This is a genomic window from Loktanella atrilutea (assembly GCF_900128995.1).
Taxonomy (GTDB): Bacteria; Pseudomonadota; Alphaproteobacteria; order Rhodobacterales; family Rhodobacteraceae; genus Loktanella; species Loktanella atrilutea.
This window is the reverse complement of the sequence record NZ_FQUE01000001.1, coordinates 1,007,694-1,028,892: the sequence shown is the minus strand read 5'-3', so window position 1 is coordinate 1,028,892 and position 21,199 is coordinate 1,007,694. Positions and strand designations below refer to the sequence as shown.

Sequence of the window (21,199 nt, the reverse complement as noted above, 5' to 3'; positions counted from 1 at the left end):
TGGCGCCGGTGGAGGGGGCTCTGCCCCCGGCGCTTCGCGCCTCCCCGAGGTATTATCAACCAGACGAAGGGTGGCGCGGTCCTAGTCCGCGTCGGCGAACCGCCCGTAACGGCCGGCGTGGAACACCAGCGGATCGCCGCCCGTGTGATGCGCCTTGGTCACCCGGCCGACGACGATGACGTGGTCGCCCGCGTCATGCGTGGCTTCGAGATTGCATTCGAAGGTCGCCAAGGCGCCCTCGATCAGCGGCATGCCGCAGTGGGACAGGTGCATCGGCACCTTCGTGATTGCGGTCTTCGACCCGATGATCGCGGCGCAGACGTCGCGCTGATCGGCGGACAGGACGTGGACCGCGAAGCGGCGGGAGCCCGCGAAATGTTCGAACCGCTTGCTGGCCTTGGCGGGCGACCACAGGACCAGCGGCGGGTCGAGCGACACGCTGGCGAAGCTGTTGGCGACCATGGCCACCGGCCCGTCGGGGCCATCCGTGGTAACGACCGTGACGCCGGTGACGAAGCTGCCGAGCGCGCCGCGAAAGCTGTCGGCGTCGGCGGAAGGGTCGAACGACTGGATCGTGCCTGCGTCCATCTCAGGGAACCTCGTGTCCGCGGGCCGCGGTATAGAGCTGATACCACGCCTGACGGCTCATGTCGACTTTCAGGGCGTCGGACAGCGTTGCGATCCGGCTCAGGGTATTGGTGCCCATGACGGGCAGGATGTGCGCAGGATGCGCCAGCAGCCAGGCGACCGCAATGGCGGCATTGTCGACGCCTTGGTCTTCGGCCATCTGTGTCATCAGGTCGTGCAGAAGAGGGCCACCGGCACTGTCCATCAGCCGCCCGCCGCCCAGCGGCGACCATGCCATGACCGGGATGCCGTGCTGCTGCAGATGCGCCAGATCGCCGTTCGTGAAGGGATCGAGCGCGGCGAGCGACAGTTCGATCTGGTTGGTGGCGAGTGTCGTGTCCATCGCCGATTGCAGCAGCGCCCAGTCCCAAGGCCGGAAGTTCGAGACGCCAACGGCGCGAACCTTGCCAGAGGCCACGAGGTCGTCGAGGGTGCGCCCCGTCTCGTGATGGTCCATCAAGGGATCAGGACGGTGAATCAGCAGCATGTCGATTTTGTCGAGCCCCATCAGGCGGAGCGAGGCGTCGACGGAGGCCTCGATATGCGCGCGGGAGGTGTCGTAGTATTTGACCGGCGCGCCCGCATGGCGGCCGGCGTCGATGACGATGTCGCATTTGGTCACGACCTCGATCCGGTCGCGCAGGGCGGGAGCCTGCTTCAGGGCGGCGCCCATGATCTCTTCCGCCCGATAGCCGCCGTAGATGTCGGCCTGATCCATGGTTGTGATGCCCTGATCGAGGCAGGCCTCGATCTTGGCCTGCACGCGGGCGGGCGAGGTGTCTTCGTCGTCGCCCAGCCGCCACATGCCATAGACGATGCGGCTGAAGGAAAGGTCGTCGGCGATCGTGATGCGGTTCATCGGCGGGGTCCTGCGCCAAGGGGCGTCTGCGGGGTGGTCGTCGGCACGCGGCCATAGGCCTGCGGCAGTGAACAGGTCTTCAGGTGCGGCATGACCTTTTCGCCGAAGTGGCGGCATTCGTCGAGATGCGGATAGCCCGAGAAGATGAAGGACCGGATGCCCATCTTCTGATAGGTCTCGATCTTCGACATGATCTGGTCAGTCGACCCCACGAGTGCTGCACCGCAGCCAGACCGGGCGCGGCCAATCCCGGTCCAAAGGCCCGGCTCGGTATAGCCGAACTGGTCCGCCAGTTCCCGCGCGCGGGCCTGATGGGCAACGCCGAGGCTGATGCTGTCATGCGCCCGGTCGCGGATCAGCTTGCCGTATTCGTCATCGAGTTTTGACGCGATGTGCTCGGCATACTCTTTCGCTTCCGCTTCCGTGTCGCGCACGATCATGTGGACGCGCAGGCCGTAGTCGAGAGTGCGGCCGTGGGCCTCGGCCCGGGCGTGGACGTCCTGCATCCGCTGGGCGAGGACGTCCTGCGTTTCGGGCCACATCAGGTAGACGTCGCATTGCGCGCCGCAGAGTTCCAGCGCATCGGGAGAGTAGCCGCCGAAGTAGAGCAGCGGCCCGCCGGTCTGGTAAGGCTTGGCGGGGTCGGTGGAAACGCCCTTGAAATCATAGACTTCGCCGGCGAAGTTGATCTCGTCCCGGGTCCAGGCCTGGCGCAGGATCTCGACCACCTCGTGGCTGCGGCGGTAGCGGAAGGCGCTGTCGGCCTTCTCTCCGGGGAAGTCGGAGGAAATGACGTTCAGGGTCAGCCGCCCCTGAAGCATGTGGTCGAGCGTCGCCACCGTGCGGGCCAGCATGATCGGCTGCATCTCGCCGCAGCGGATCGCGGCGAGGAAGTTGATCGCCTTGGTCAGCGGGGCCATCGCGGCGACGTAGGACAGCGTGTCCTGCCCCACTTGGTAGGAGGAGGGGGCGAGGATGTTGCGAAAGCCCTGACGCTCCGCCTCGAGCCCGATGTCGCGGCAGTGGTCCCAGCTTGACCGCAGTTCGCCGTCGGGGACGCCGAGGAACCGGTAGTCGTCGGAGCACAGCGCAGAGAACCACGAGACCTCTGCCGCGTCCAGATCGGCGCTGGTGACGGGTACGATGGTATCGGTCATGGCGCCCCTCCCGCGGGCCTGTTCGTCGGCACTTGCGTAGCACGCGGGGCCGGGTGTAACAATAGTGTATCAATCTGGACCGCACCGTGCCCGCACCCACCGCCCTGCCGAAATACATTCAGGTCAGCGAACGGCTGATCCGGGAAATCGCCGCCGGTCATCTGGCAGACGGTGCACGCCTGCCGGGAGAGCGCGAGATGGCACGCGATCTGGAACTGTCGGTCGGCACATTACGCAAGGCGCTGGCGGTGCTGGCGGACAAGGGATTGCTGCACCGGGTGCAGGGGTCCGGCAACTACGTGCGGCACCGCGCGGGCGTCACTTCGGTCTATGGGTTCTTCCGGCTGGAACTGCGCCGCGGCGGCGGTCTGCCGACGGCGCGGGTGCTTGACGTGGTGCGGCGGAACAAGCCTGCGGATGCGCCGGATTTCGGCCCCGCGGCGACCGGGTGGCGGATCCGCCGCCTGCGCCGGCTGGACGACACCGCCGTCGCGGTCGAGGAGATCTGGCTTGACGGCGACCGGGCCGAGACGCTGTCGGCGCAGGATCTGTCGGAATCGCTCTATCAGCATTACCGTGACCGGCTGGGCCTGACCATCGCGACGGTCGAGGACCGTCTGGGCGTCGCACCGGTGCCGGTCTGGGTGCCGGCAGACTTCGGTCTGGCGCCCGGCGTGCCGGCGGGTCACATCTCGCGCCTTGGACGCGACGCCGCCGGCGCGCGGGTCGAGTTTTCAAGGACGTGGTTCGATTACACGAAGGCGCGCTACGTGTCGCGCATGGGCAGGGGCTGAGGACGTGAAGACATTGCAATACGGGGTAATCGGGTGCGGCATGATGGCCCGGGAACACATCCGCAACATCACCCTGCTGCCCGATGCCCGCGTCGCCGTGGTCTTCGACCCGGTGGCCGACCTCGCGCAGTCGGCGGCGACGCTCGCGGGTGGCGCGCGGGTTGCAGCCTCGCTCGACGATCTGCTGGCGGAACCCTTGCTGGACGCGTTGGTGATCGTCAGCCCGAACGACTGCCACGTCCCGCAATTGCGCCGGATCGTGGCGCAGCGACCCTTGCCGATCCTGTGCGAAAAGCCGCTGTTCACGACCGATGCCGAAGCCTCCGAGGTCGCCGCGCTCTTCGACGACTATCCGCATCCGGTCTGGGTGGCGATGGAATACCGCTACATGCCGCCCGTGGCCGCCTTGCTGGCGCAGGCCGCGGCGGCGACGGGAGGCATCCGGATGCTGACGATCCGCGAGCACCGCTTTCCGTTCCTGCCCAAGATCGGCGACTGGAACCGGTTCAACGCCCGCTCCGGCGGGACACTGGTCGAAAAATGCTGCCATTTCTTCGACCTTATGCGCCTGATCCTGCAGTCCGAGGCGGTGCGCGTCATGGCCAGTGCGGCGCAGGACGTGAATCACAAGGCCGAGCGTTACGACGGCCGGGTCCCCGACATCTGGGACAATGCCTACGTGATCGTCGATTTCGCCTCCGGCGCGCGGGCGATGCTGGAACTTTGCATGTTCGCCGAAGGCGCGCGCTATCAGGAGGAGATCAGCGCGATCGGACCTGCGGGCAAGATCGAGGCGCAGGTGCCGGGTCCGGGCCGGTTCTGGCCGGCGACCCTCGGTCCCGCGCCGACTCCGTTGCTGACGGTCAGCCCGCGCAGCCCCAAGGGGCCCTATACGGTCGAGGTCCCGGTCGATCCGCAGCTGCTGGAGGCGGGCGACCACAACGGATCGACCTTCTATCAGCACCAGCGTTTCGCCGGCGTGCTGCGCAACGGCGGAAGGGTCGAGGTCACGGTGGCGGACGGCACGCGCGCCGTGCAGATCGGTCTGGCCGCACAACAATCGGTGCTGACCGGTCAGGCGGTAACGCTGGCCTGAGGCGCCGACCAAATTTTCGACGAAAATTTGGAGACTCCGATTTTTCTAGAAAAATCGGCTTAACTGGGCTGGCCCTTCGCCCAGTCCCGCGCGATCTTGTTGGCCAGCGACCATTTGTGCACTTCGGTCGGGCCGTCGTAGATCCGGAACGCCCGGATCTCGCGGAACACCTTCTCGACGATCGTGTCCGCGGTGACGCCCTGACCCCCCATGACCTGCACGCAGTTGTCCGCGACCCGCATCAGCGCCTCGGACACGGCGACCTTTGTCATCGAGGATTCGGTCGTGCCATAGGCCCCGCTGTCCAGCACGTCGGCGCACCAGTAGGTCATCAGCTCTGCCTGCTTCAGGTCGATCCGGTTCTGCGCCAGCATGAAGCCGACGCCCTCGTGTGCGATCAGTGGCTTGCCGAAGGCATGGCGGCGGTTGGCGTAGTCCACCGCGATTTCCTGCGCGCGCACGCAGGCCCCCAGCCAGCGCATGCAGTGCGACAGGCGGGCAGGGGCGAGGCGCACCTGCGCGTAGCGGAAGCCTTCGCCCGGTTCGCCCAGCATCTGGTCGGCAGGCAGGCGCAGGTCCTCGATCGCGATCTGGGCGTGGCCGCCGGGCATGGAGTTGTCGATGGTGTCGAGGATGCGGACCGTGCGGATCGCCGGGTGCGGCAGGTCGACGAGGAACATGCAGGCCCCGGTCTCGGACTTCGCCATGACGATGCCGACCTTCGCGCCTTCGGCCCCGGTGATGTAGGTCTTGGCCCCATTGATGACCCAGTGGTTGCCGTCCGGCACGCAGGACGTCTTCATCATCGCGGGATCCGACCCCGCGCCGCCGTCCGGTTCGGTCATGAAGAAGGCCGACCGGGCCTCTCCGGTCAGCAAAGGCGCCAGGAACCGGGCCTTCAGGCCGTCGCTCGCGACCTTGCCGAGCAGGAACATGTTGCCTTCGTCCGGGGCGGCGGTGTTCAGGGCCAGCGGACCGAGCGGCGACAGGCCGGAGCGGATCAGCACGGCGGCCGTCTCGCGCTGGGTCAGGTGATCGCCGTCCTTCAGAATGTGCGGCGTCATCAGGTCGGCGGCGCGGGCCCTGGCGCGCAGGTCCGCGACCAATTCTTCGGAAGGGCCGTGGGCGTCCTTGCGCGGGTCCTTCTCGAAGGGGGCCACGACGTCACGCACGAAGGCCTCCACCCGGTCCGCCAGGTCGAGCGCGCGGTCGCTGATCCCGCGGCGTTCCAGCAGGGCGCTCATTTCGGGGCCATGCGGATCGCGCCGTCGAGGCGGATGACCTCGCCGTTCAGCATCGGGTTGTCCACGATCGCCAGCGCCAGTTTCGCGTATTCCTCCGGATGGCCAAGGCGCGAAGGGAAGGGAACCTGACGCCCGAGGCTGTCCTGCGCCTCTTGCGGGAGGCTTTCCAGAAGGGGCGTCAGGAAGAGGCCCGGAGCAATCGTCATCACCCGGATGCCGAAGCGCGCCATCTCGCGCGCCACCGGCAGGGTCATCGCGACGATCCCGCCCTTGGAAGCCGCATAGGCTGCCTGCCCGATCTGGCCGTCGTAGGCGGCGACGGAGGCGGTGTTGATGATGATCCCGCGCTCTTCTCCCACCGGGTCGAGGCGCTGCATCGCTGCCGCCGCCTGGCTGAGGACGTTGAAGCTGCCGGCAAGGTTCACGTTGATGACATGCATGAAGTCCGCCAGCGGCAGCGGGTCGCCGTCGCGGCTGACCACCTTGGCGGGCGGCCCGATGCCGGCGCAGTTCACGACAATGCGGGCGGCGCCGTGAAGACCCTCTGCATCCTTCAGCGCCTGTGCCACGCTGTCGGGATCGGTCACGTTCACCGCGTGGAAGTTGCCGCCGATCTCCTCCGCCACGGCCTTGCCGCGCGCGGCGTTCATGTCGAAGATCGCGACCCTTGCGCCGCCTGCGGCAAGCGCGCGCGCGGTCGCGGCCCCCAGCCCCGAGGCGCCGCCCGTCACGATGGCGGATTGTCCTGCGATGTCCATGTCGTCTCTCCCCTTGGCGGCCCCGGCGGGGCCCTTGGCGGCACCTTGGCACCGGGATGCGGGCAAGGTCCAGACCTCCCTGCGGGCGGATCGTTGGTTGGACCGAAGTCAGGGGGCCAGCCCCCCGCCGCCTGCGGCTGCGCCCCCCGAGGTATTTTTCGACGAGAAGAAGGGGGGCCTCAGCCCTTTGGCGTGGCGGCGTCGTGCAGGATGGCGTCGATGGCGGGTTGTGTCAGTCCATAGGACCTTCGCGCGGCGTCGGCGGTGATGTAGCCCAGTGCCAGATCGCGGGCGACGGCGGCGGGGTCGCGTGCGGCGGGGTCGCCATAGCCGGCGCCGCCGGGAAAGGCGAGCATGACGCGGGCGCCCTCCGGGACCGGCTGGCGGCCCTTGCCGTGCAGGCGGGTGCCGTCGTCCAGTGCCACCGTGGTGGGCGCCCCGTCCGCCCCGCCATGGCGTCCGCGGGGCGGATGATCGACGCGGTCGAACATTGCGGAAAAATCGGCGCGGTAGCCGGGTCGGGCGCCGACCTCCATCACCTGACCCAGCCCGCCGCGAAACTGGCCGGCACCGCCGGAGTCGGGCCGCAGCTCCTTGCGCCAGACGATGATCGGGCCCGCATGCTCCGTCGCCTCGACCGGCATCGTCATGACGCCCGAGGGGAAGGCGGTGGCTGACAATCCGTCGAGGGCCGGCCGGGCGCCTGCGCCGCCGGAGTTGAAGGTCAGCACCTCTGACCGGCGCGCGCCCGCGGGGGCGGCGGCGCCGGGGCGCAGGGACAGCTGGAAATTGCACAGGCAGCCCGCGCCTTCCGCCGGGACGACGCCGGGCAGAAGCTGATCGAGGGCCGCGAAGATCGTGTCGGGCACCAGATGGCCGATGACATGGCGCAGGGCCACGGGCGCGGGATGGACGGCGTTGACGATCGTGTCCGCAGGGGCGGTGATGCTGAACGGCGCGAGGCTGGCGGCGTTGTTGGGGATATCGGGGGCGATGGCGCATTTCAGGGCGTAGCAGGCGTAGGCCTTGGTATAGACCAAGGGCACGTTGATCCCCTTGGGATCGAGGCCCGAGGTGCCGGTCCAGTCGCAGAGCAGATGATCTCCGTTGAAGCTGACGGTGACCTGCAGGTCGACCGGTGCGGCGTAGCCGTCGATCCGCATGTGACCGGTGGCGGTTGCCTGCGGCAGCGCCGCGATGCGCGCCAGCGTGGCGTCGCGGGAATGGCCGAGGATGAAGCCTGCCACCTCCGTCAGATCCGGCAGGGCGAATTCGGTCAGCATCTCGACCAGACGGCGCTGGCCGATCTCGTTGCAGGTGGACAGGGCGAAGAGGTCGCCGATCAGCTGGTCGGGTTCGCGGACGTTGGCGCGGATCAGCCGGATCAGGGTCTGGTCGACGCGGCCTGCGTCGGCAAAGCGCATGATCGGCAGCTGCAGCCCTTCCTCGTAGATGGAATTGCCGTCGGCGCCGAAGCCGCGGCCGCCGATATCCACGACATGGGCAGTGCAGGCGAAGAAGCCGACCAGCGCGCCCTTGTGGAACGTCGGCGTGACCACCGTGATGTCGTGCAGGTGGCCGGTGCCCATCCAGGGGTCGTTGGTCAGGTAGACGTCGCCCTCGCGCATCGTCTCGCGCCCGATCTCGCGGATGAAATGCGGCACCGCGTCGGCCATGGCGTTGACGTGGCCCGGTGTGCCGGTGACCGCCTGCGCCAGCATGGCGCCCTCGGCGTCGTAGACTCCCGCTGACAGATCGCCGGCTTCGCGGACGGAGGTCGAGAAGGCGGTGCGAACGAGGGCCTGCGCCTGCTCCTCCACCACCGAGATCAGGCGTGTCCACATCACCTGATATTGCACCTGGGAGAGGGTCATGACGGATCCTTCGAGTCGAGCGCGATGCAGCCGTCCGACAGGGCGGTGGCATGGCGGCTGGCGGGAACGATGATCGTGGTCTCGTCCTCGGTGATCGCGGCGGGGCCGGGCAGGTGGGTGCCCGGCGTCAGTGTGGCGCGGGCGTAAACTGCGGCCTCGGCGGACTGGCCCAAGGCTGCATCGAAAAGCGCGCGGGTGCCGGTGGGGGCGGGGGCGGGTTGTGCGGTGACGGGGGCGGCCGGGCTGGCGGGTGCGGTGGGGGTCTGGGCGTTTACCGACCAGACGGTGATTTCCGCCGTCATGCCCTGCACGGTGCGGCCGAAGAGGGCGGCATAGTCGGCCTCGAACCGCGCAAGGATCGCGTCCCTGTCGGCGGCTTCGGCCATCTCGCGGCTAAGCGGCACGGGGATTTCCCAGCCTTGGCCTTTGTAGCGCATGAAGACCTTGTAGTCGCAGGTGATCGGCGCTGTCGCATCGCAGGACCGCACGAAGGCCGTCGCCTCCTCCTGCATCTCGGCGAAGAGCGCCCGCACTGTGCAGGCGTCGAAGGCGTCAAGCGGCATGAACACGCTGCGGTTCGCCTCGAAACTGAAGGGCGCGCGCAGGAAACCGATGGCGGACCCGACACCGGCACCGGGCGGGATCAGGCAGCGGCGGATGCCCAGCTTCTCGCACAGGCGCGCGGCGTGCAGGGGGGCGGCCCCGCCGAAGGCGATCATGGTGTAGTCGGACAGATCCTCGCCGTTTTCGACCGCGTGGACGCGGGCGGCGTTGGCCATGGTCTCATCCACGACCTCTGCCAGTCCCCAGGCGGACTCGAGCGCATCCATGCCCAGTGCATCACCCAGATGCGTCATCAGCGCGGTGGCGGAGGCCTGCGAATCGAGGGGGATGCTGCCGCCCGCGAAGGTGGCAGGGTCGAGCTTGCCCAGCGTCAGGTCCGCATCGGTGACGGCGGGGCGGGTGCCGCCGCGACCGTAGCAGGCGGGGCCAGGTTCGGACCCTGCACTTTCCGGGCCGACGCGGATCTGGTTCAGGGCGTCGACATGCGCGAGCGACCCGCCGCCCGCGCCGATCTCGACCATGTCGATCACGGGGATCGAGATCGGCATGCCGGAGCCCTTCTTGAAGCGGTAGGAGCGGGCGACCTCGAACACGCGGGCGGTCTTGGGGGTCTGGTCGCGGATCAGGCAGATCTTGGCCGTGGTGCCGCCCATATCAAAAGACAGCACACGGTCCAGACCGTGACGCGCCGCGATATCGGCGGCGAAGACGGCGCCGCCGGCGGGACCGGATTCGACCAGCCGCACCGGAAAATCGGCAGCGGTGGCGATATCCATGATCCCGCCGCCGGAGTGCATCAGGAACACCGGACAATCCGCCCCCTCTGCGGCCAGCCTGTCGGCCAGACGGTGCAGGTAGCTGGCGATGAGGGGCTGGATGTAGGCGTTGGCGACGGTCGTGTTGAACCGCTCGTATTCACGCATCTGAGGGCTGACGTTAGAGGAGAGCGAGACCATGACACCGGGCAGTTCCGCGGCCAGCACCTCGCGGATCAGGCGCTCATGGGCCGGGTTGGCGTAGGAATGCAGCAGCCCCACGGCAATCGACTGGTAGTCGTGCTGGCGCAGCGTGTCACACAACGCCACGATGTCGGCCCGGTCGAGCGGGATCAGCACGCCGCCGTCGGCGTCCATGCGCTCCACCAGCGTATGGCGATGGTTGCGGGCCAACAGGGGCAGGGGCAGGGTCAGATTCAGGTCATATTGCTCGAACCGGGATTCGGAGCGCATCTCGATCACGTCGCGAAAGCCGTCCGTGGTGATCAGCGCCGTGCGCGCGCCGCGCCGTTCGATCAGCGCGTTGGTGGCCAGCGTGGTGCCGTGGATGATCTGGTCGATGCGGTCTGGCGCGACGCCCGCCTTGGCGCAGACCTGATGCAGGCCGGTGACGATGGCCTCTTCCGGTGCGGCATAGGTGGTCAGCACCTTGGTCGAGAACCGGTCGCTGCCGACCTCCAGCACAACGTCCGTGAAGGTGCCGCCGATGTCGGCGCCCAGCCGGATCTGCCTGTCTGTCATGGTCTTGCCCCGCGTGATCTTGCGCGACGCTAGCAAGGGCGGGGGGCGAGGGAAACCGGAATGTGCGGCGCCGCGTGGTGCGATGACTCTCCGATTTTTCTAGAAAAATCGGCCGGGGGGCCAGCCCCCCGACCCCCGAGGTATGTCCGACGAGAAGAAGTGGGACCCCGGCGTCTAGCGTGCGAGCCGGCGGGCGATGCCTTCTGCAAGCTGCGTGACAGCGGCGGTCTGTGCGACGACGGCCCCGGGAATGTCCGGCGTGGGCATCGGCACCGTATAGGCGAAGGTGCGCGAGCTGTTTGGATAGTCGATGCCGTCACCGCCGATGTAGTATTGCCCCGCGAGACGGAACTGGCCGGTCACGGCGCTGCCCAGCATTTCGGAGATGCGGATGTCGACGGCGACGTCCGGCAGACCGGCGAAGGGCCAGGGATCGGGGCCCACCGTTGCATTCAGGATCTCGTCGAGAGATTGCGTGAGCGCCAGCGTGACCGCCCGGCTGGGATCATCGGCGGCAAGGAGGTCGCCGTCGGAGGTGATCACGCCGGGCGCCGTTTCCAGCGCGATTTCCTCGGCCGCCGCATAGGTCGGCAGCGACACGGTGCGGATCATCACCGAATCCACGGCGGCGGGGATCTGCAACGTCGAGGCAGCGGGCGGCGCGTCGAGCCGGGTGATCGTGCTGCCGCAGGCGACGAGGGCGGTCAGCGCGAGGAGAGAGAGTGTGGTTCTGGTCATGTTAACGCCCTGTGATCAGTGAACTGGGATTGCGCTGGATCGCCTTGGCGAGGCTGCTGACCGCGTCCGCGGCCTCTTGGATGTCGCGCAGTGTGGACAGGGTTTCCGCGTTGAACCGCGACCGGTCGCCGTAGGTCGACAGCACCGCCCCGGTGTTCGTCACCAGCGCGCCCGCCTGCCGCGACAGCTCTGGCAGGGTGCGGGCCGCGTCCTCGATCGCCTGTGCGGCGTTGTTCGCCGACAGCAGCGCCGCGTTCACATTTTCCACCGCGCCGCCTTCGCGGATGTCGTTGAGGAAGAGCTGCACCTCGTCCAGCGCCGATGACAGCGAGGCGGGGAGGGCCTGCGCGCTGGGCGTGCCCACGAGCGCGTCGATGCTGTCGAGCGTATTCTCCGCCGCCTGCGCCAGGCTTTGCAGATCCATCTGCGCCGCGTTCGCCGACAGCGTGTTCAGCTGCTCGGTGATCGCCGGGAGTTGCTGCGAGGCGGTATCGATGCTTTCCGCAGCGGAGGCCGCGGCGGCGATCGCATTGGTCAACTGGCCGCTGACGTTCTGGGCCGTCAGGTCGGTCAGGATCTGGTTGGCGCTGTCGGCCACGTTGCGCAACTCGCCCGGCAGGGCCTGCACGTCGCCGTTGGCGATCAGGCCGCGGGTTTCGTCCAGCAGCTGGGTCAGCGACACCGGAACCTGTGCAAGGTCCGGGTTCTCGGCCAGGACCTGCAGCGAATCGATGGCCGCACTCGCCTGCGACAGCAGCGCCTCGACCTGCAGGGCGTTGACCTTGTCCAGCAGCGACTGGGCCGAGGCCGAGATCTCGCCGAGGTTCCGCGTGCCATCCTCGACGTTGGCGACGGTGCGGGTGACGCTGCCGACCAGATCGGCGTTGCCGACCATGGTCATGACGCCGCTGACCTGTCCCAGGATCGTCCGGGCCTGTTCCACCACGGCGGCGATCTGGTCCGGGACCGCCTGAAGGGCGGGCGAGCCGATCAGGCCGCGGGCGTCCGCCAGCAGGCCGGCGACCTGTTCCGGCGTCTGCATCACGCCGTCGGACCGGACCAGCGCGTTGGCGCTGTCCATCAGGTCGATGGCAGAGGTCATGATCTCTTCGATCGGAAGGTTGTTGATGCGGTTCAGCACGCCCTGCGCCTGATCGGCGACATCGGTGATGTTGCTGACCGTCGTGGGGATGACCGGAAAGGGCTTGGCGCTGACATCGAGGATCGCCTCCGGCGCGTCGGCGACCTCGACCAGTTCGACCACCAGAGAGCCGGACAGGATGTTGCCGGTCACGAGGCGGGCACGCAGGCCCTGACCCACGAAGTCCGCCAGCAGATCGAGCGCGTCCTGCGGTGTCGCATCCTCGCCAAGGCCCAGCCGGCCGGGTTCGATGGCCAACACGGTGCGCAGCTCGACCCGCGCCTCGTCCGGATCGTCGATCACGACGGCGCCCAGTTCGGCCACCTGACCGACACGCAGGCCCTGGAACCGGACTTCCGATCCGACGGACAGGCCGCTGACCGACCCGTCGAACAGGACGGCGACGTTCAGCTTGGGCCGGCCGGCGTCGTTGAACAGGCTGTTGCGGGCGGTTTCTTCGTCGCTGAAGAGGTCGAAGACCTGCAGGTCCTTCATCGGCGCCCCGCCGGACACGACGGTGTCGAAGGCGACGCCCCCTTCCAGCAGCGACGCCAGAGAGCCCACGTTCAGCGACACACCGGCGGCGCCGAGCGAGACGCTGAAGCCGGCGGTGTCCCAGAACCGGGTGTTGGTGGTGATAAGCTTGTCGTAGGGCGCATTGATGAAGGCATCGACAAGCACGGTCAGGCCGTCGTCCTGCAGTTCCGGCGAGCCCAGCACGCCGACCTCGATCCCCTGATGCAGGATGGGCGCGCCGGCGGACAGGGCGCTGCCGTCGTTGGTGCGCAGCACGATGGCGCTGCCGTCCTGGTCGGCGAGCGTGATCGGCGCGGTTTCAAGGCCGACGAAGGCGGTCTGGGCGACCTGCGGGTCGCGGTTCCAGTCGCCTTCGATGTAGACGCCGGACAGCACCGTATCGAGGCCGCTGACACCGCGCAGGCCGACCTCTGGCCGGACGACCCAGAACTTGGCGTCCGCGTCGAGGAAGGGCGCGATGTTCTTATCCACCCGGGCGTAGACCAGCACCTCCTGCAGGTCGGGCGAGAATTCCACACGCTCCACCTGTCCCACGTCGACGTCGCGGTACTTGATCGCGGTTTCACCGGCCGTGACGCCGCTCGCGTTGTTGAAACTGATCTCGATCTCGACGCCGCGGTTGGCGAAGGACTGCCATGCCACAGTGACCGAGACGATCAGCGCGAGGATCGGCACGATCCAGACGAAGGACAGGCGGCGCCAGATGCTCGGCTTCGCCTGACGCACGTCGAGATCTGCCGGGCGCTGGGAATTCTCGTCACTCATGAAGCGGTCCTGTCAGCATCCCAGATCAAACGGGGGTCGAAGGCCAGCGCCGACAGCATCGTGAAAACCACCGACAGGGCAAAACTCATCGCGGCCACGCCGGGATTGATCGTGGCGACACCGCCCAACTGCACCAGAGCGGACAAAATAGCAACGACGAAGACGTCGATCATCGACCATCTGCCAATGAATTCCACGACATCGTAGAGCCTGTGGCGCTGGTGCATCTTCAGGATCTGATGACGATGAACGCTGATCGCCAGATAGGCGATGGCGATGAACTTGCCGATCGGAATCATGATCGAGGCGACGAAGACGATCGCGGCGATGCCGTAGTTGTGGTGCTCTACCAGCTGGATCGCGCCGCCGACGATGGTGCTTTCGGTATGCTCCAGCAGGGTGCTGGTGATCAGCATCGGATAGATATTGGCCGGAATGAAGGCGACGATCCCCGCGATCAGCCAGGCCCAGACCTTTTGCAGGCTCTGCCGGTCTCGGCTTTCCAGCGGCCCGTGGCAGCGCTTGCACCGCACGGCGCCGCCGGCGTGCACCTGACCGCAGCGGGTGCAGGCGACGAGTCCCGCCTCGCGGGCGGTGATCAGGCCCGGAAGCCCGTGTCGAGTGCTTTCCAAATCGAATACCTGTTCATGATCTGATCATTGAGGACGGTGATGACGACGAGGGCGACGAAGGCCCAGAAGGCGGGGCCGACGGTCACCGTGGCAAGCCCCGCGACCTTGACCAGTGCGACGCTGACGCCGACCATGAAGATTTCCGCCATGGCCCACGGCCGCAGCTGTTCGGTCAGTGCAAAGGCCACGCGGGCGCTGCGGTGCGGCCTGGCCCCGCGGACCAGTGGCCCCAGCGCATGGATCAGCGCCAGCAGGCGGACCACCGGAAGCACCACGATGAAAAGCGCCACCGCGATGGCGAGCGGGATGCCCTTGCCGGAACTGAAGGCCATGATCGCGTGCAGGACGGATGTCGCGTTGTGCTGGCCCTGCACGTCGAGGTCGAGGAACGGAAACGAGATCGCCGCGATCATCAGCACGACACCGGCGCTGGCGAAGCTGACCATGCGCACGATGGCACCGGGTTCCGACGTCAGCAGCAGGACGCCGCAGCGCCGGCAATAGGCGCGCGCGCCGTCCGGCAGGTCCTGTTCCATGTAAAGCGTGTCGCAGTGCGGACAGGCAATCATGTCGTCCAGCGGGGGCAGGGCGTCCGGGTCGATGGTCATGGTGCGATTGTCATGCGGTGTGGTCTTGACTTTGTGCGGGATGGGATAGCTGCTGCGGGGACTGCCGGACGGATACTAGACGCAAGTTGCGATCTTGGCCACGCCTGCTTGAGGACCCGATGACGACATATTCATTTCCCGCCCCCGCACAACCCGATCTGCCGATCGCAGGGTCCGAGGACCGCTTTCCCGTGCGCCGCATCTTCTGCGTCGGCCGCAACTACGAGGCCCATGCCGCAGAGATGGGCAACACGGTGGACCGGGCCGCGCCCTTCTACTTCACCAAGTCCGGTCATGCGATCCTGCAGTCCGGGCAGGACATGACCTATCCGCAGGCCACGTCCGACCTGCACCACGAGATCGAGCTGGTGGTGGCGATCGGACCGTCCGTCGGCCTGTCGCACGCGCCTGCGAGCGAGGTCGAGATCTTCGGCTATGCCGTCGGCCTCGACATGACGCGGCGCGATCTGCAGGCGGTGGCCAAGGACGGGCGCAAGCCTTGGGACACCGGAAAGGATTTCGAGCAGTCTGCGATCATCGGTGCGATCACGCCCGCCGCGGACGCGCTGCTGGACAGCGCGCATATCCGGCTGGACGTGAATGGCGAGACCCGCCAGTCGGCGCCGCTGTCCGACATGGTCCACGATGTGAGAGAGATCATCGCGCATCTGTCGACGCTTTACCGGCTGCGATCCGGCGACCTGATCATGACGGGCACGCCGGCCGGCGTGGGGGCCGTGGGCGTTGGCGACGAACTTGTCGGCAGCGTCGACGGTCTGGAACCGGTCAGGACGAAGATCGTGGCCTGACACGGCTGTCGGCGGGCGCCCGGGGAACGGGCGCCCGCCGTTGGATCAGAACCCGGCCTTGATCAGCTCGAAGGTCTCGTTCTGGCGTTCACGCAGTTCGTTGCTCATCGGCAGCTGCGCCAGCACGGGGGCGTCGATCGGCTCCAGCCCCGCGGCCTTCAGCTCGTCCTCGGTGATCTCGGAGGTCAGGGCCGCCTTGTTCGAGGTGCCAAAGCCGTTTTCCAGCAGCGGCATCGCGGACGAGGGCGCCAGCATTGCGTTGATATAGTCGTAGGCCTTGTCCTCCGACCCCTGACCGTCCTTGAGGTTCACGTAACCGCACAGCCAGAGCGAGGAGCCTTCCTTGGCCGTCCGCTGGAAGGCGAAGGGGCGCTTTTCCGCGACCATGGTCGGGAAGGTCTCGTTCCAGGCCCAGCTGATCAGGATCTCGCCGGACGCCATCAGCTGCGCCAGCTCCGCCGGATCGGTCCAGTAGGTGCGCAGGTTCGGATGCACCTCCCGCAGCCAGTTCGATGCGGCTTCGAACTGTGCGTCAGTCGCCTCGGTCCAATTGGTGACGCCGGTCGCGAGGTAGGCCAGCGCATAGGCGTCGTCGACGTTGTCGGGCAGGGACATGCGGCCCGTGTACTTCGGGTTCTTGAAGACCTCGAGGGAGGCGACATCCTCGGCCGGGACCTCGTCCGGGTTGTAGCCGATGGCGGTCGATCCGAAATCGGTCGGGATGAAGTACACGCCGTCGGTGGCGGCCACGTCGGTGCCGGTCAGGTTGCTGTCCAGATCGTCGTAGGCGTCGATCTTAGACGTATCCCATTCCTCGAGGATCCCACTCTCTGCCCATTTCGTGACCGAGCCCGCGCAGATGTGCGCGATGTCGGCGCGGAAACCCGAGCGGATCTTCTGAAAGGCCTCGTCCTCGTCACCGAAGAAGCTGAAGGTCGGCTCGTCCCCGTTCTTTTCAAGATAGGCGGTGTGATAGGCCGGTTCCTCGAACCCCGGGTAGTCCAGCACCAGAAGGCCGCTGTCCTGCGCCAGGGTGGAGGTGGCCATCAGGGCGAGGGCGGTGCCCGCCAGAAGGGTCTTGGTGTTCATCGTCGATAACTCCCGTTTTGATCGCGTCCGGACGACGTTAGGGCGGGGTTTCATAGGGAACAAGACCGAATTGCCCGCACTGGCACAGGCCAGCCCGATATGCCGTTTTCGCAGGCAACGGCGGCGGTTACGGGGTTTGCAGGGACACGGTTTGTATGCCAGCATGAAAGGCGTGACACGGGCGAAAGGGGGGCATGGCAATGACGACGGCAGCGCTGCGCCCGGCCGGGCGGACCTTGTCATGGCTGCTGGTTTTCGGCGCGATCCTTCTGGCATGGATCACGATGTTCGCCATGGCACGAATGGCGGGCGTCGATGTGCTGGGCCGGCCCGTGGGCATGAACATGATGCCGATGACGCGTTTCGGCGCGCTGTTTCCGATGTGGGCGATCATGATGGCCGCGATGATGTTGCCGACCATGGTGCCGACGCTGGCGGATTACGAGCGTCTGATGACTGCCGCCGACGGCACCCGCGCGGGCTGGTGGGGCGTCCTGCTGGGCTATGGCGTCGCGTGGATCGGCTTTGCCGCCTTGATCGCACTGGCGCAGGTGGGGTTGATGGCCATGGGCTGGCTCGACGGCCTCGGGGCCGCGACGTCCGGCCTGCTGACCGCAGGGTTGCTGCTGGCGGTCGGCGGGTTTCAGTTCAGCCGCACCAAGGCGGTCTGCCACGGGCGCTGCCACGCGCCGATGACCTTCTTTCTGGGCCACTGGCGGACCGGTTTCGCCGGCGGAATCGACATGGGCCTGCGGCTGGGCGGCTACTGCGTGGTCTGCTGCTGGGGGTTCATGGCGCTGGGCTTCGTCGGCGGCGTCATGTCGCTCTTGTGGATGGGACTGGCGACGCTGTTCATGGTCTTTGAAAAACTGCCCGTCGTCGGGCATCGTCTGATCAGGCCGGCGGGTGCCGTGCTGATCGCCGCCGGTCTGATCGCCGCCGCGCTGGCATTTGCATGAAGGATCCCGCCATGGCCGCACCGACGCCCGCCACTGCCCACCCGATGCGCCGCACCGCGACCCCGGCGGACTGGGCAATCAGGGGAGAACTGTTCTTGAACTGCTCTTGCACCGTGTTCTGTCCCTGCGTGGTCAGCCTCGGCGCCTATCCCCCGACCGAAGGCTATTGCCACGCGTGGATGGCGATCGCCATCGATGCGGGCCATTTCGAGGGCGAGGACTTGTCCGGTCTGAACGTCGGCCTGCTGGTCGACATCCCCGGCCGCATGGCAGAGGGCAACTGGAAGGTCGCGGCCTATGTCGACGAGCGTGCGACGGACAAGGCTTATGACGGCTTGCTGCAGATCTTCTCGGGTCAGGCGGGGGGTACGACGGGGCTGTTCACGATGCTGGTGTCCGAAATTATCGGAGCGGAGCGCGAAAAGGTCGAGATCGTGCGCGAGGGCACGAAGCGCGGCATCTATATCGGCCGCAAGATCCAGGGCGAGATCGAGATGATGAAGGGGCTGGACGCGGATCATCCGGTGATGATCAGCAACTCGAAATACTGGATGGGGCCCGACATCATCGCCGCCGCGGGGGTGAAATCGAAGGTCCGCGACTACGGCCGGGTCTGGGACTTCGGCGGCAAGTCCGCCGAAATCTGCCCGATCGACTGGAAAGGGACGAAAGGGTGATCGACCGCGCCTACTGCCGCACCATGAGCCGCTACAATGCGTGGCAGAACAGGCTCTTGTGGGAAGTTCTTGAACCGATGGACGGTGACGCGCTGCGCCGCGACGCAGGCTTGCCGCAGGGGTCCGTCCTGACGACGCTGACGCATCTTCTGTGGCTTGACCAGATGTGGCTGTCGCGGCTGTTCCGGGTAAAGGCGCCCCATTCGGATTTCGAACGTGCGGCGGCAGAGACGCCTTCGCCCGCGACATGGTGGGCGGCGCGGTTCCGGGCGGACGGGGCGCTGCGCATGTGGGCGGATACCCTGTCCAGCGTGGACCTGACCGGCGATATCGCCTTCTATTCGCTTAGCAGCGAAAGCGATGTCATCGTGCCGCGCGCCACCTGCGTGATGCACATGTTCAACCAGCAGACCGATCAGCGCGCGCGGGTGCGTCAGGTTCTGTCGCAATCGGGACAGACGCTGCCGCCGACGGCGCTGTTCCTGATGCCACGCGACTAGGACCCATCCCGCAACCCCTCAGGCAGGCTGACCGACATGGCAACCATTTCCCCCTCGCGCCGGGTGCGGCGCACACCCTTTACCGACGGCGTAGAGGCGGCGGGGGTCAAGGGCTATACCGTCTACAACCGGATGCTGCTGCCGACCGTGTTCCGGTCGGTGGTGGAGGATTATCATCACCTCAAGCGGGCGGTGCAGGTCTGGGATGTCGCCTGCGAGCGCCAGATCGAGATCCGCGGTCCGGACGCCGGGCGCCTGATGCAGATGCTGACACCGCGTGACCTGCGGGGGATGCTGCCGGGGCAATGCTATTACGTGCCCATCGTGGACGAGACGGGCGGCATGCTGAACGATCCCGTGGCGCTGAAACTGGCAGAGGACCGCTGGTGGATCTCGATCGCCGACAGCGACCTGCTGCTTTGGGTCAAGGGGATCGTCTATGGCTTCCGCCTCGACGTGCTGGTGGACGAACCCGATGTGCATCCCCTCGCGGTGCAGGGGCCGAAGGCGGATCAACTGATGGCGCGGGTCTTTGGCGATCAGGTGCGCAACCTGCGGTTCTTTCGCTTCGGCGGGTTCGATTTTCAGGGGACAGCGATGGTGGTCGCCCGGTCGGGATATTCCAAACAGGGCGGGTTCGAGATCTACTGCGACGGCACCGCCAACGGCATGCCGCTCTGGCACGCTTTGATGGAGGCGGGGGCCGATCTGGACGTCCACGCGGGTTGCCCCAACCTGATCGAACGGGTGGAGGGCGGTCTGCTGTCCTATGGCAACGACATGACCCGGGACAACACGCCCCACGAAGCGGGGCTGGGGCGGTTCTGTTCCACGCAGACCGCGATCGGCTGTGTCGGACGCGACGCCCTGCTGCGGGTGGCGAAGGAGGGGCCGCTGCAACAGATCCGCGCCATTGCCATCGCGGGCGACGTGCCGCCCTGCGACCGGGCCTGGCCGCTGTTGGCGGGCGACGCCCGGGTCGGGCAGGTGACCTCCGCCGCCGCCTCGCCCGACTTTGACACCGGCGTGGCGATCGGCATGGTACGCATGACGCATTGGGATGCGGGCACCGTGTTGCAGGTGCGGACCCCGGATGGCATGCGTGAAGCCACGGTGCGGGAGAAATTCTGGATCTGAGGCGACGTGGGCGGGGGCCGGAGCCTCCGGCGGGAGTATTTGGAAAAAAGCGAGGACCGGAGTCCCGCGCAAGGAGGACGACATGTTCAATGCAATGATCGTGGAGAAGGGCGAAGACGGCAAGACTCATGCTGCTGTCCAGCAGATCGACACGGATCGTTTGCCCGCGGGCGAGGTGACGGTCGCGGTCGACTTTTCGACCGTGAACTACAAGGACGGGCTGTGCATCGGGCCGGGGGGCGGGCTGGTGCGGACCTATCCCCACGTGCCGGGGATCGATTTCGCGGGCACGGTCGAAGCCTCTGACGATGACCGCTACAAGGCGGGTGACAAGGTCGTGCTGACCGGCTGGCGGGTGGGCGAGGCACACTGGGGCGGCTACGCGCAGAAGGCGCGCGTCAAGGCCGACTGGCTGGTGCCGCTGCCCGAAGGTCTGACGACACGTCAGGCGATGGCCGTGGGCACGGCCGGTTTCACAGCGATGCTGGCTGTCATGGCGCTGGAGGATCACGGCATCACGGCAGGCCCGGTGCTGGTGACCGGCGCCTCTGGCGGTGTGGGGTCCGTGGCGACGGCGATCCTGAGCAAACTGGGTCACCGGGTCGCCGCGGTGACCGGGCGGCCTGAAGGGGCGGATTACCTGCGCGACCTTGGCGCGACGGAGATCGTCGCGCGGGGGGAGCTTGCCGAGACCGTCAAGAAACCGCTGGAGGCCGAGCGCTGGGGGGGCTGCATCGATGCGGTGGGCGGCGCGATGCTGGCGCGGGTGCTGGGGCAGATGGAATACGGCGCCTCCGTCGCCGCGGTGGGGCTGGCCGGGGGGGCGAACCTGCCCGCCACGGTCATCCCGTTCCTGCTGCGCGGCGTGAACCTGCTGGGCATCGACAGCGTGATGCAGCCCTATGACAATCGGGTGCGTGCGTGGTCGCGGATTGCCACCGACCTGCCGATGGACAAGCTGGAGGCGATGATCACGCCCGCCACCCTGTCGGACCTGCCGCGCCTTGGCGCCGAGATCCTGCAGGGGCAGGTGCGCGGACGGGTCGTGGTCGACGTCAACGGCTGACGCCGGCGCAGCGGTCGCGAATCCCGCAGGGAACACGGTGCGGACGGCGGG

Annotated in this window: 20 protein-coding genes; 8 read left to right on the top strand and 12 right to left on the bottom strand. The window is 67.2% G+C overall.

The window, feature by feature from the left end; translation table 11 throughout:
- Positions 1-81: 81 nt before the first annotated feature.
- Genes BUA54_RS04970 through BUA54_RS04960 form a run of 3 tightly spaced genes read right to left on the bottom strand, consistent with a single transcriptional unit; the run spans position 82 to position 2,643 of the window.
- Complete coding sequence (locus tag BUA54_RS04970; protein WP_178352705.1) at positions 82-588, bottom strand: flavin reductase family protein; 507 nt, start codon at positions 586-588, stop codon at positions 82-84.
- Position 589: 1 nt separating this feature from the next.
- Positions 590-1,486: an aldo/keto reductase gene (locus tag BUA54_RS04965; RefSeq protein ID WP_072856041.1), complete on the bottom strand. Its 897-nt coding sequence runs from the start codon at positions 1,484-1,486 to the stop codon at positions 590-592.
- Complete coding sequence (locus BUA54_RS04960; RefSeq protein ID WP_072856040.1) at positions 1,483-2,643, bottom strand: LLM class flavin-dependent oxidoreductase; 1,161 nt, start codon at positions 2,641-2,643, stop codon at positions 1,483-1,485. Before BUA54_RS04960 ends, BUA54_RS04965 begins: the two co-directional genes overlap by 4 nt.
- 86 nt (positions 2,644-2,729) lie before the next feature.
- Between BUA54_RS04960 and BUA54_RS04955 the strand changes: the two genes are divergently transcribed.
- Both BUA54_RS04955 and BUA54_RS04950 read left to right on the top strand, forming a co-directional pair.
- Positions 2,730-3,437, top strand: a complete 708-nt coding sequence (locus BUA54_RS04955; RefSeq protein ID WP_072856039.1) for a GntR family transcriptional regulator — start codon at positions 2,730-2,732, stop codon at positions 3,435-3,437.
- A gap of 40 nt (positions 3,438-3,477) precedes the next feature.
- Positions 3,478-4,533 carry a Gfo/Idh/MocA family protein gene (locus tag BUA54_RS04950; RefSeq protein WP_425434950.1) on the top strand — a complete coding sequence of 352 codons (1,056 nt, stop codon included), beginning with the start codon at positions 3,478-3,480 and terminating at the stop codon, positions 4,531-4,533.
- A gap of 59 nt (positions 4,534-4,592) precedes the next feature.
- Here the strand turns inward: BUA54_RS04950 and BUA54_RS04945 are convergent, their stop codons facing one another.
- The 8 genes from BUA54_RS04945 to BUA54_RS04910 all read right to left on the bottom strand — a co-directional run bounded on the left by BUA54_RS04945 (position 4,593) and on the right by BUA54_RS04910 (position 14,911).
- Positions 4,593-5,777, bottom strand: a complete 1,185-nt coding sequence (locus BUA54_RS04945; RefSeq protein WP_072856037.1) for an acyl-CoA dehydrogenase family protein — start codon at positions 5,775-5,777, stop codon at positions 4,593-4,595.
- The gene (locus BUA54_RS04940) at positions 5,774-6,535 is read right to left on the bottom strand and encodes an SDR family NAD(P)-dependent oxidoreductase (RefSeq protein ID WP_072856036.1); all 762 of its coding nucleotides are present in this window, start codon (positions 6,533-6,535) and stop codon (positions 5,774-5,776) included. The genes BUA54_RS04945 and BUA54_RS04940 overlap by 4 nt, the downstream gene beginning before the upstream one ends.
- A gap of 179 nt (positions 6,536-6,714) precedes the next feature.
- On the bottom strand, positions 6,715-8,409 hold the full coding sequence (locus BUA54_RS04935; RefSeq protein ID WP_072856035.1) for a hydantoinase B/oxoprolinase family protein: 1,695 nt from the start codon (positions 8,407-8,409) through the stop codon (positions 6,715-6,717).
- Entirely contained in the window at positions 8,406-10,490 is a 2,085-nt protein-coding gene (locus BUA54_RS04930) for a hydantoinase/oxoprolinase family protein (protein WP_072856034.1), read from the bottom strand. Before BUA54_RS04930 ends, BUA54_RS04935 begins: the two co-directional genes overlap by 4 nt.
- A 174-nt stretch (positions 10,491-10,664) precedes the next feature.
- On the bottom strand, positions 10,665-11,228 hold the full coding sequence (locus BUA54_RS04925; protein ID WP_072856033.1) for a PqiC family protein: 564 nt from the start codon (positions 11,226-11,228) through the stop codon (positions 10,665-10,667).
- A 1-nt stretch (position 11,229) separates the two neighbouring features.
- Positions 11,230-13,671 (bottom strand): PqiB family protein, encoded by a 2,442-nt coding sequence (locus tag BUA54_RS04920; protein ID WP_072856032.1) that lies wholly within the window; start codon positions 13,669-13,671, stop codon positions 11,230-11,232.
- Entirely contained in the window at positions 13,668-14,303 is a 636-nt protein-coding gene (locus tag BUA54_RS04915; protein ID WP_072856031.1) for a paraquat-inducible protein A, read from the bottom strand. Before BUA54_RS04915 ends, BUA54_RS04920 begins: the two co-directional genes overlap by 4 nt.
- Positions 14,270-14,911, bottom strand: a complete 642-nt coding sequence (locus tag BUA54_RS04910; RefSeq protein WP_072856030.1) for a paraquat-inducible protein A — start codon at positions 14,909-14,911, stop codon at positions 14,270-14,272. The genes BUA54_RS04915 and BUA54_RS04910 overlap by 34 nt, the downstream gene beginning before the upstream one ends.
- Before the next feature lie 119 nt (positions 14,912-15,030).
- Here BUA54_RS04910 and BUA54_RS04905 point away from each other — a divergent pair, with 119 nt between their 5' ends.
- The gene (locus BUA54_RS04905; RefSeq protein WP_072856029.1) at positions 15,031-15,720 is read left to right on the top strand and encodes a fumarylacetoacetate hydrolase family protein; all 690 of its coding nucleotides are present in this window, start codon (positions 15,031-15,033) and stop codon (positions 15,718-15,720) included.
- 45 nt (positions 15,721-15,765) lie between these two features.
- Here BUA54_RS04905 and BUA54_RS04900 read toward each other — a convergent pair whose 3' ends face one another.
- Positions 15,766-16,809 carry a type 2 periplasmic-binding domain-containing protein gene (locus BUA54_RS04900; protein WP_072856028.1) on the bottom strand — a complete coding sequence of 348 codons (1,044 nt, stop codon included), beginning with the start codon at positions 16,807-16,809 and terminating at the stop codon, positions 15,766-15,768.
- A gap of 194 nt (positions 16,810-17,003) precedes the next feature.
- Here BUA54_RS04900 and BUA54_RS04895 point away from each other — a divergent pair, with 194 nt between their 5' ends.
- The 5 genes from BUA54_RS04895 to acuI all read left to right on the top strand — a co-directional run bounded on the left by BUA54_RS04895 (position 17,004) and on the right by acuI (position 21,148).
- Positions 17,004-17,768: a DUF2182 domain-containing protein gene (locus tag BUA54_RS04895; protein WP_245810559.1), complete on the top strand. Its 765-nt coding sequence runs from the start codon at positions 17,004-17,006 to the stop codon at positions 17,766-17,768.
- Positions 17,769-17,779: 11 nt separating this feature from the next.
- Positions 17,780-18,445, top strand: coding sequence for a DUF1326 domain-containing protein (locus BUA54_RS04890; RefSeq protein ID WP_245810558.1), 666 nt, complete (start codon positions 17,780-17,782; stop codon positions 18,443-18,445).
- Positions 18,442-18,945, top strand: coding sequence for a DinB family protein (locus BUA54_RS04885; protein ID WP_084114084.1), 504 nt, complete (start codon positions 18,442-18,444; stop codon positions 18,943-18,945). Before BUA54_RS04890 ends, BUA54_RS04885 begins: the two co-directional genes overlap by 4 nt.
- A gap of 36 nt (positions 18,946-18,981) precedes the next feature.
- On the top strand, positions 18,982-20,082 hold the full coding sequence (locus BUA54_RS04880) for a dimethylsulfoniopropionate demethylase (RefSeq protein WP_072856025.1): 1,101 nt from the start codon (positions 18,982-18,984) through the stop codon (positions 20,080-20,082).
- An 82-nt stretch (positions 20,083-20,164) separates the two neighbouring features.
- Positions 20,165-21,148, top strand: coding sequence for an acryloyl-CoA reductase (acuI, locus tag BUA54_RS04875; protein ID WP_072856024.1), 984 nt, complete (start codon positions 20,165-20,167; stop codon positions 21,146-21,148).
- Positions 21,149-21,199 lie beyond the last annotated feature (51 nt).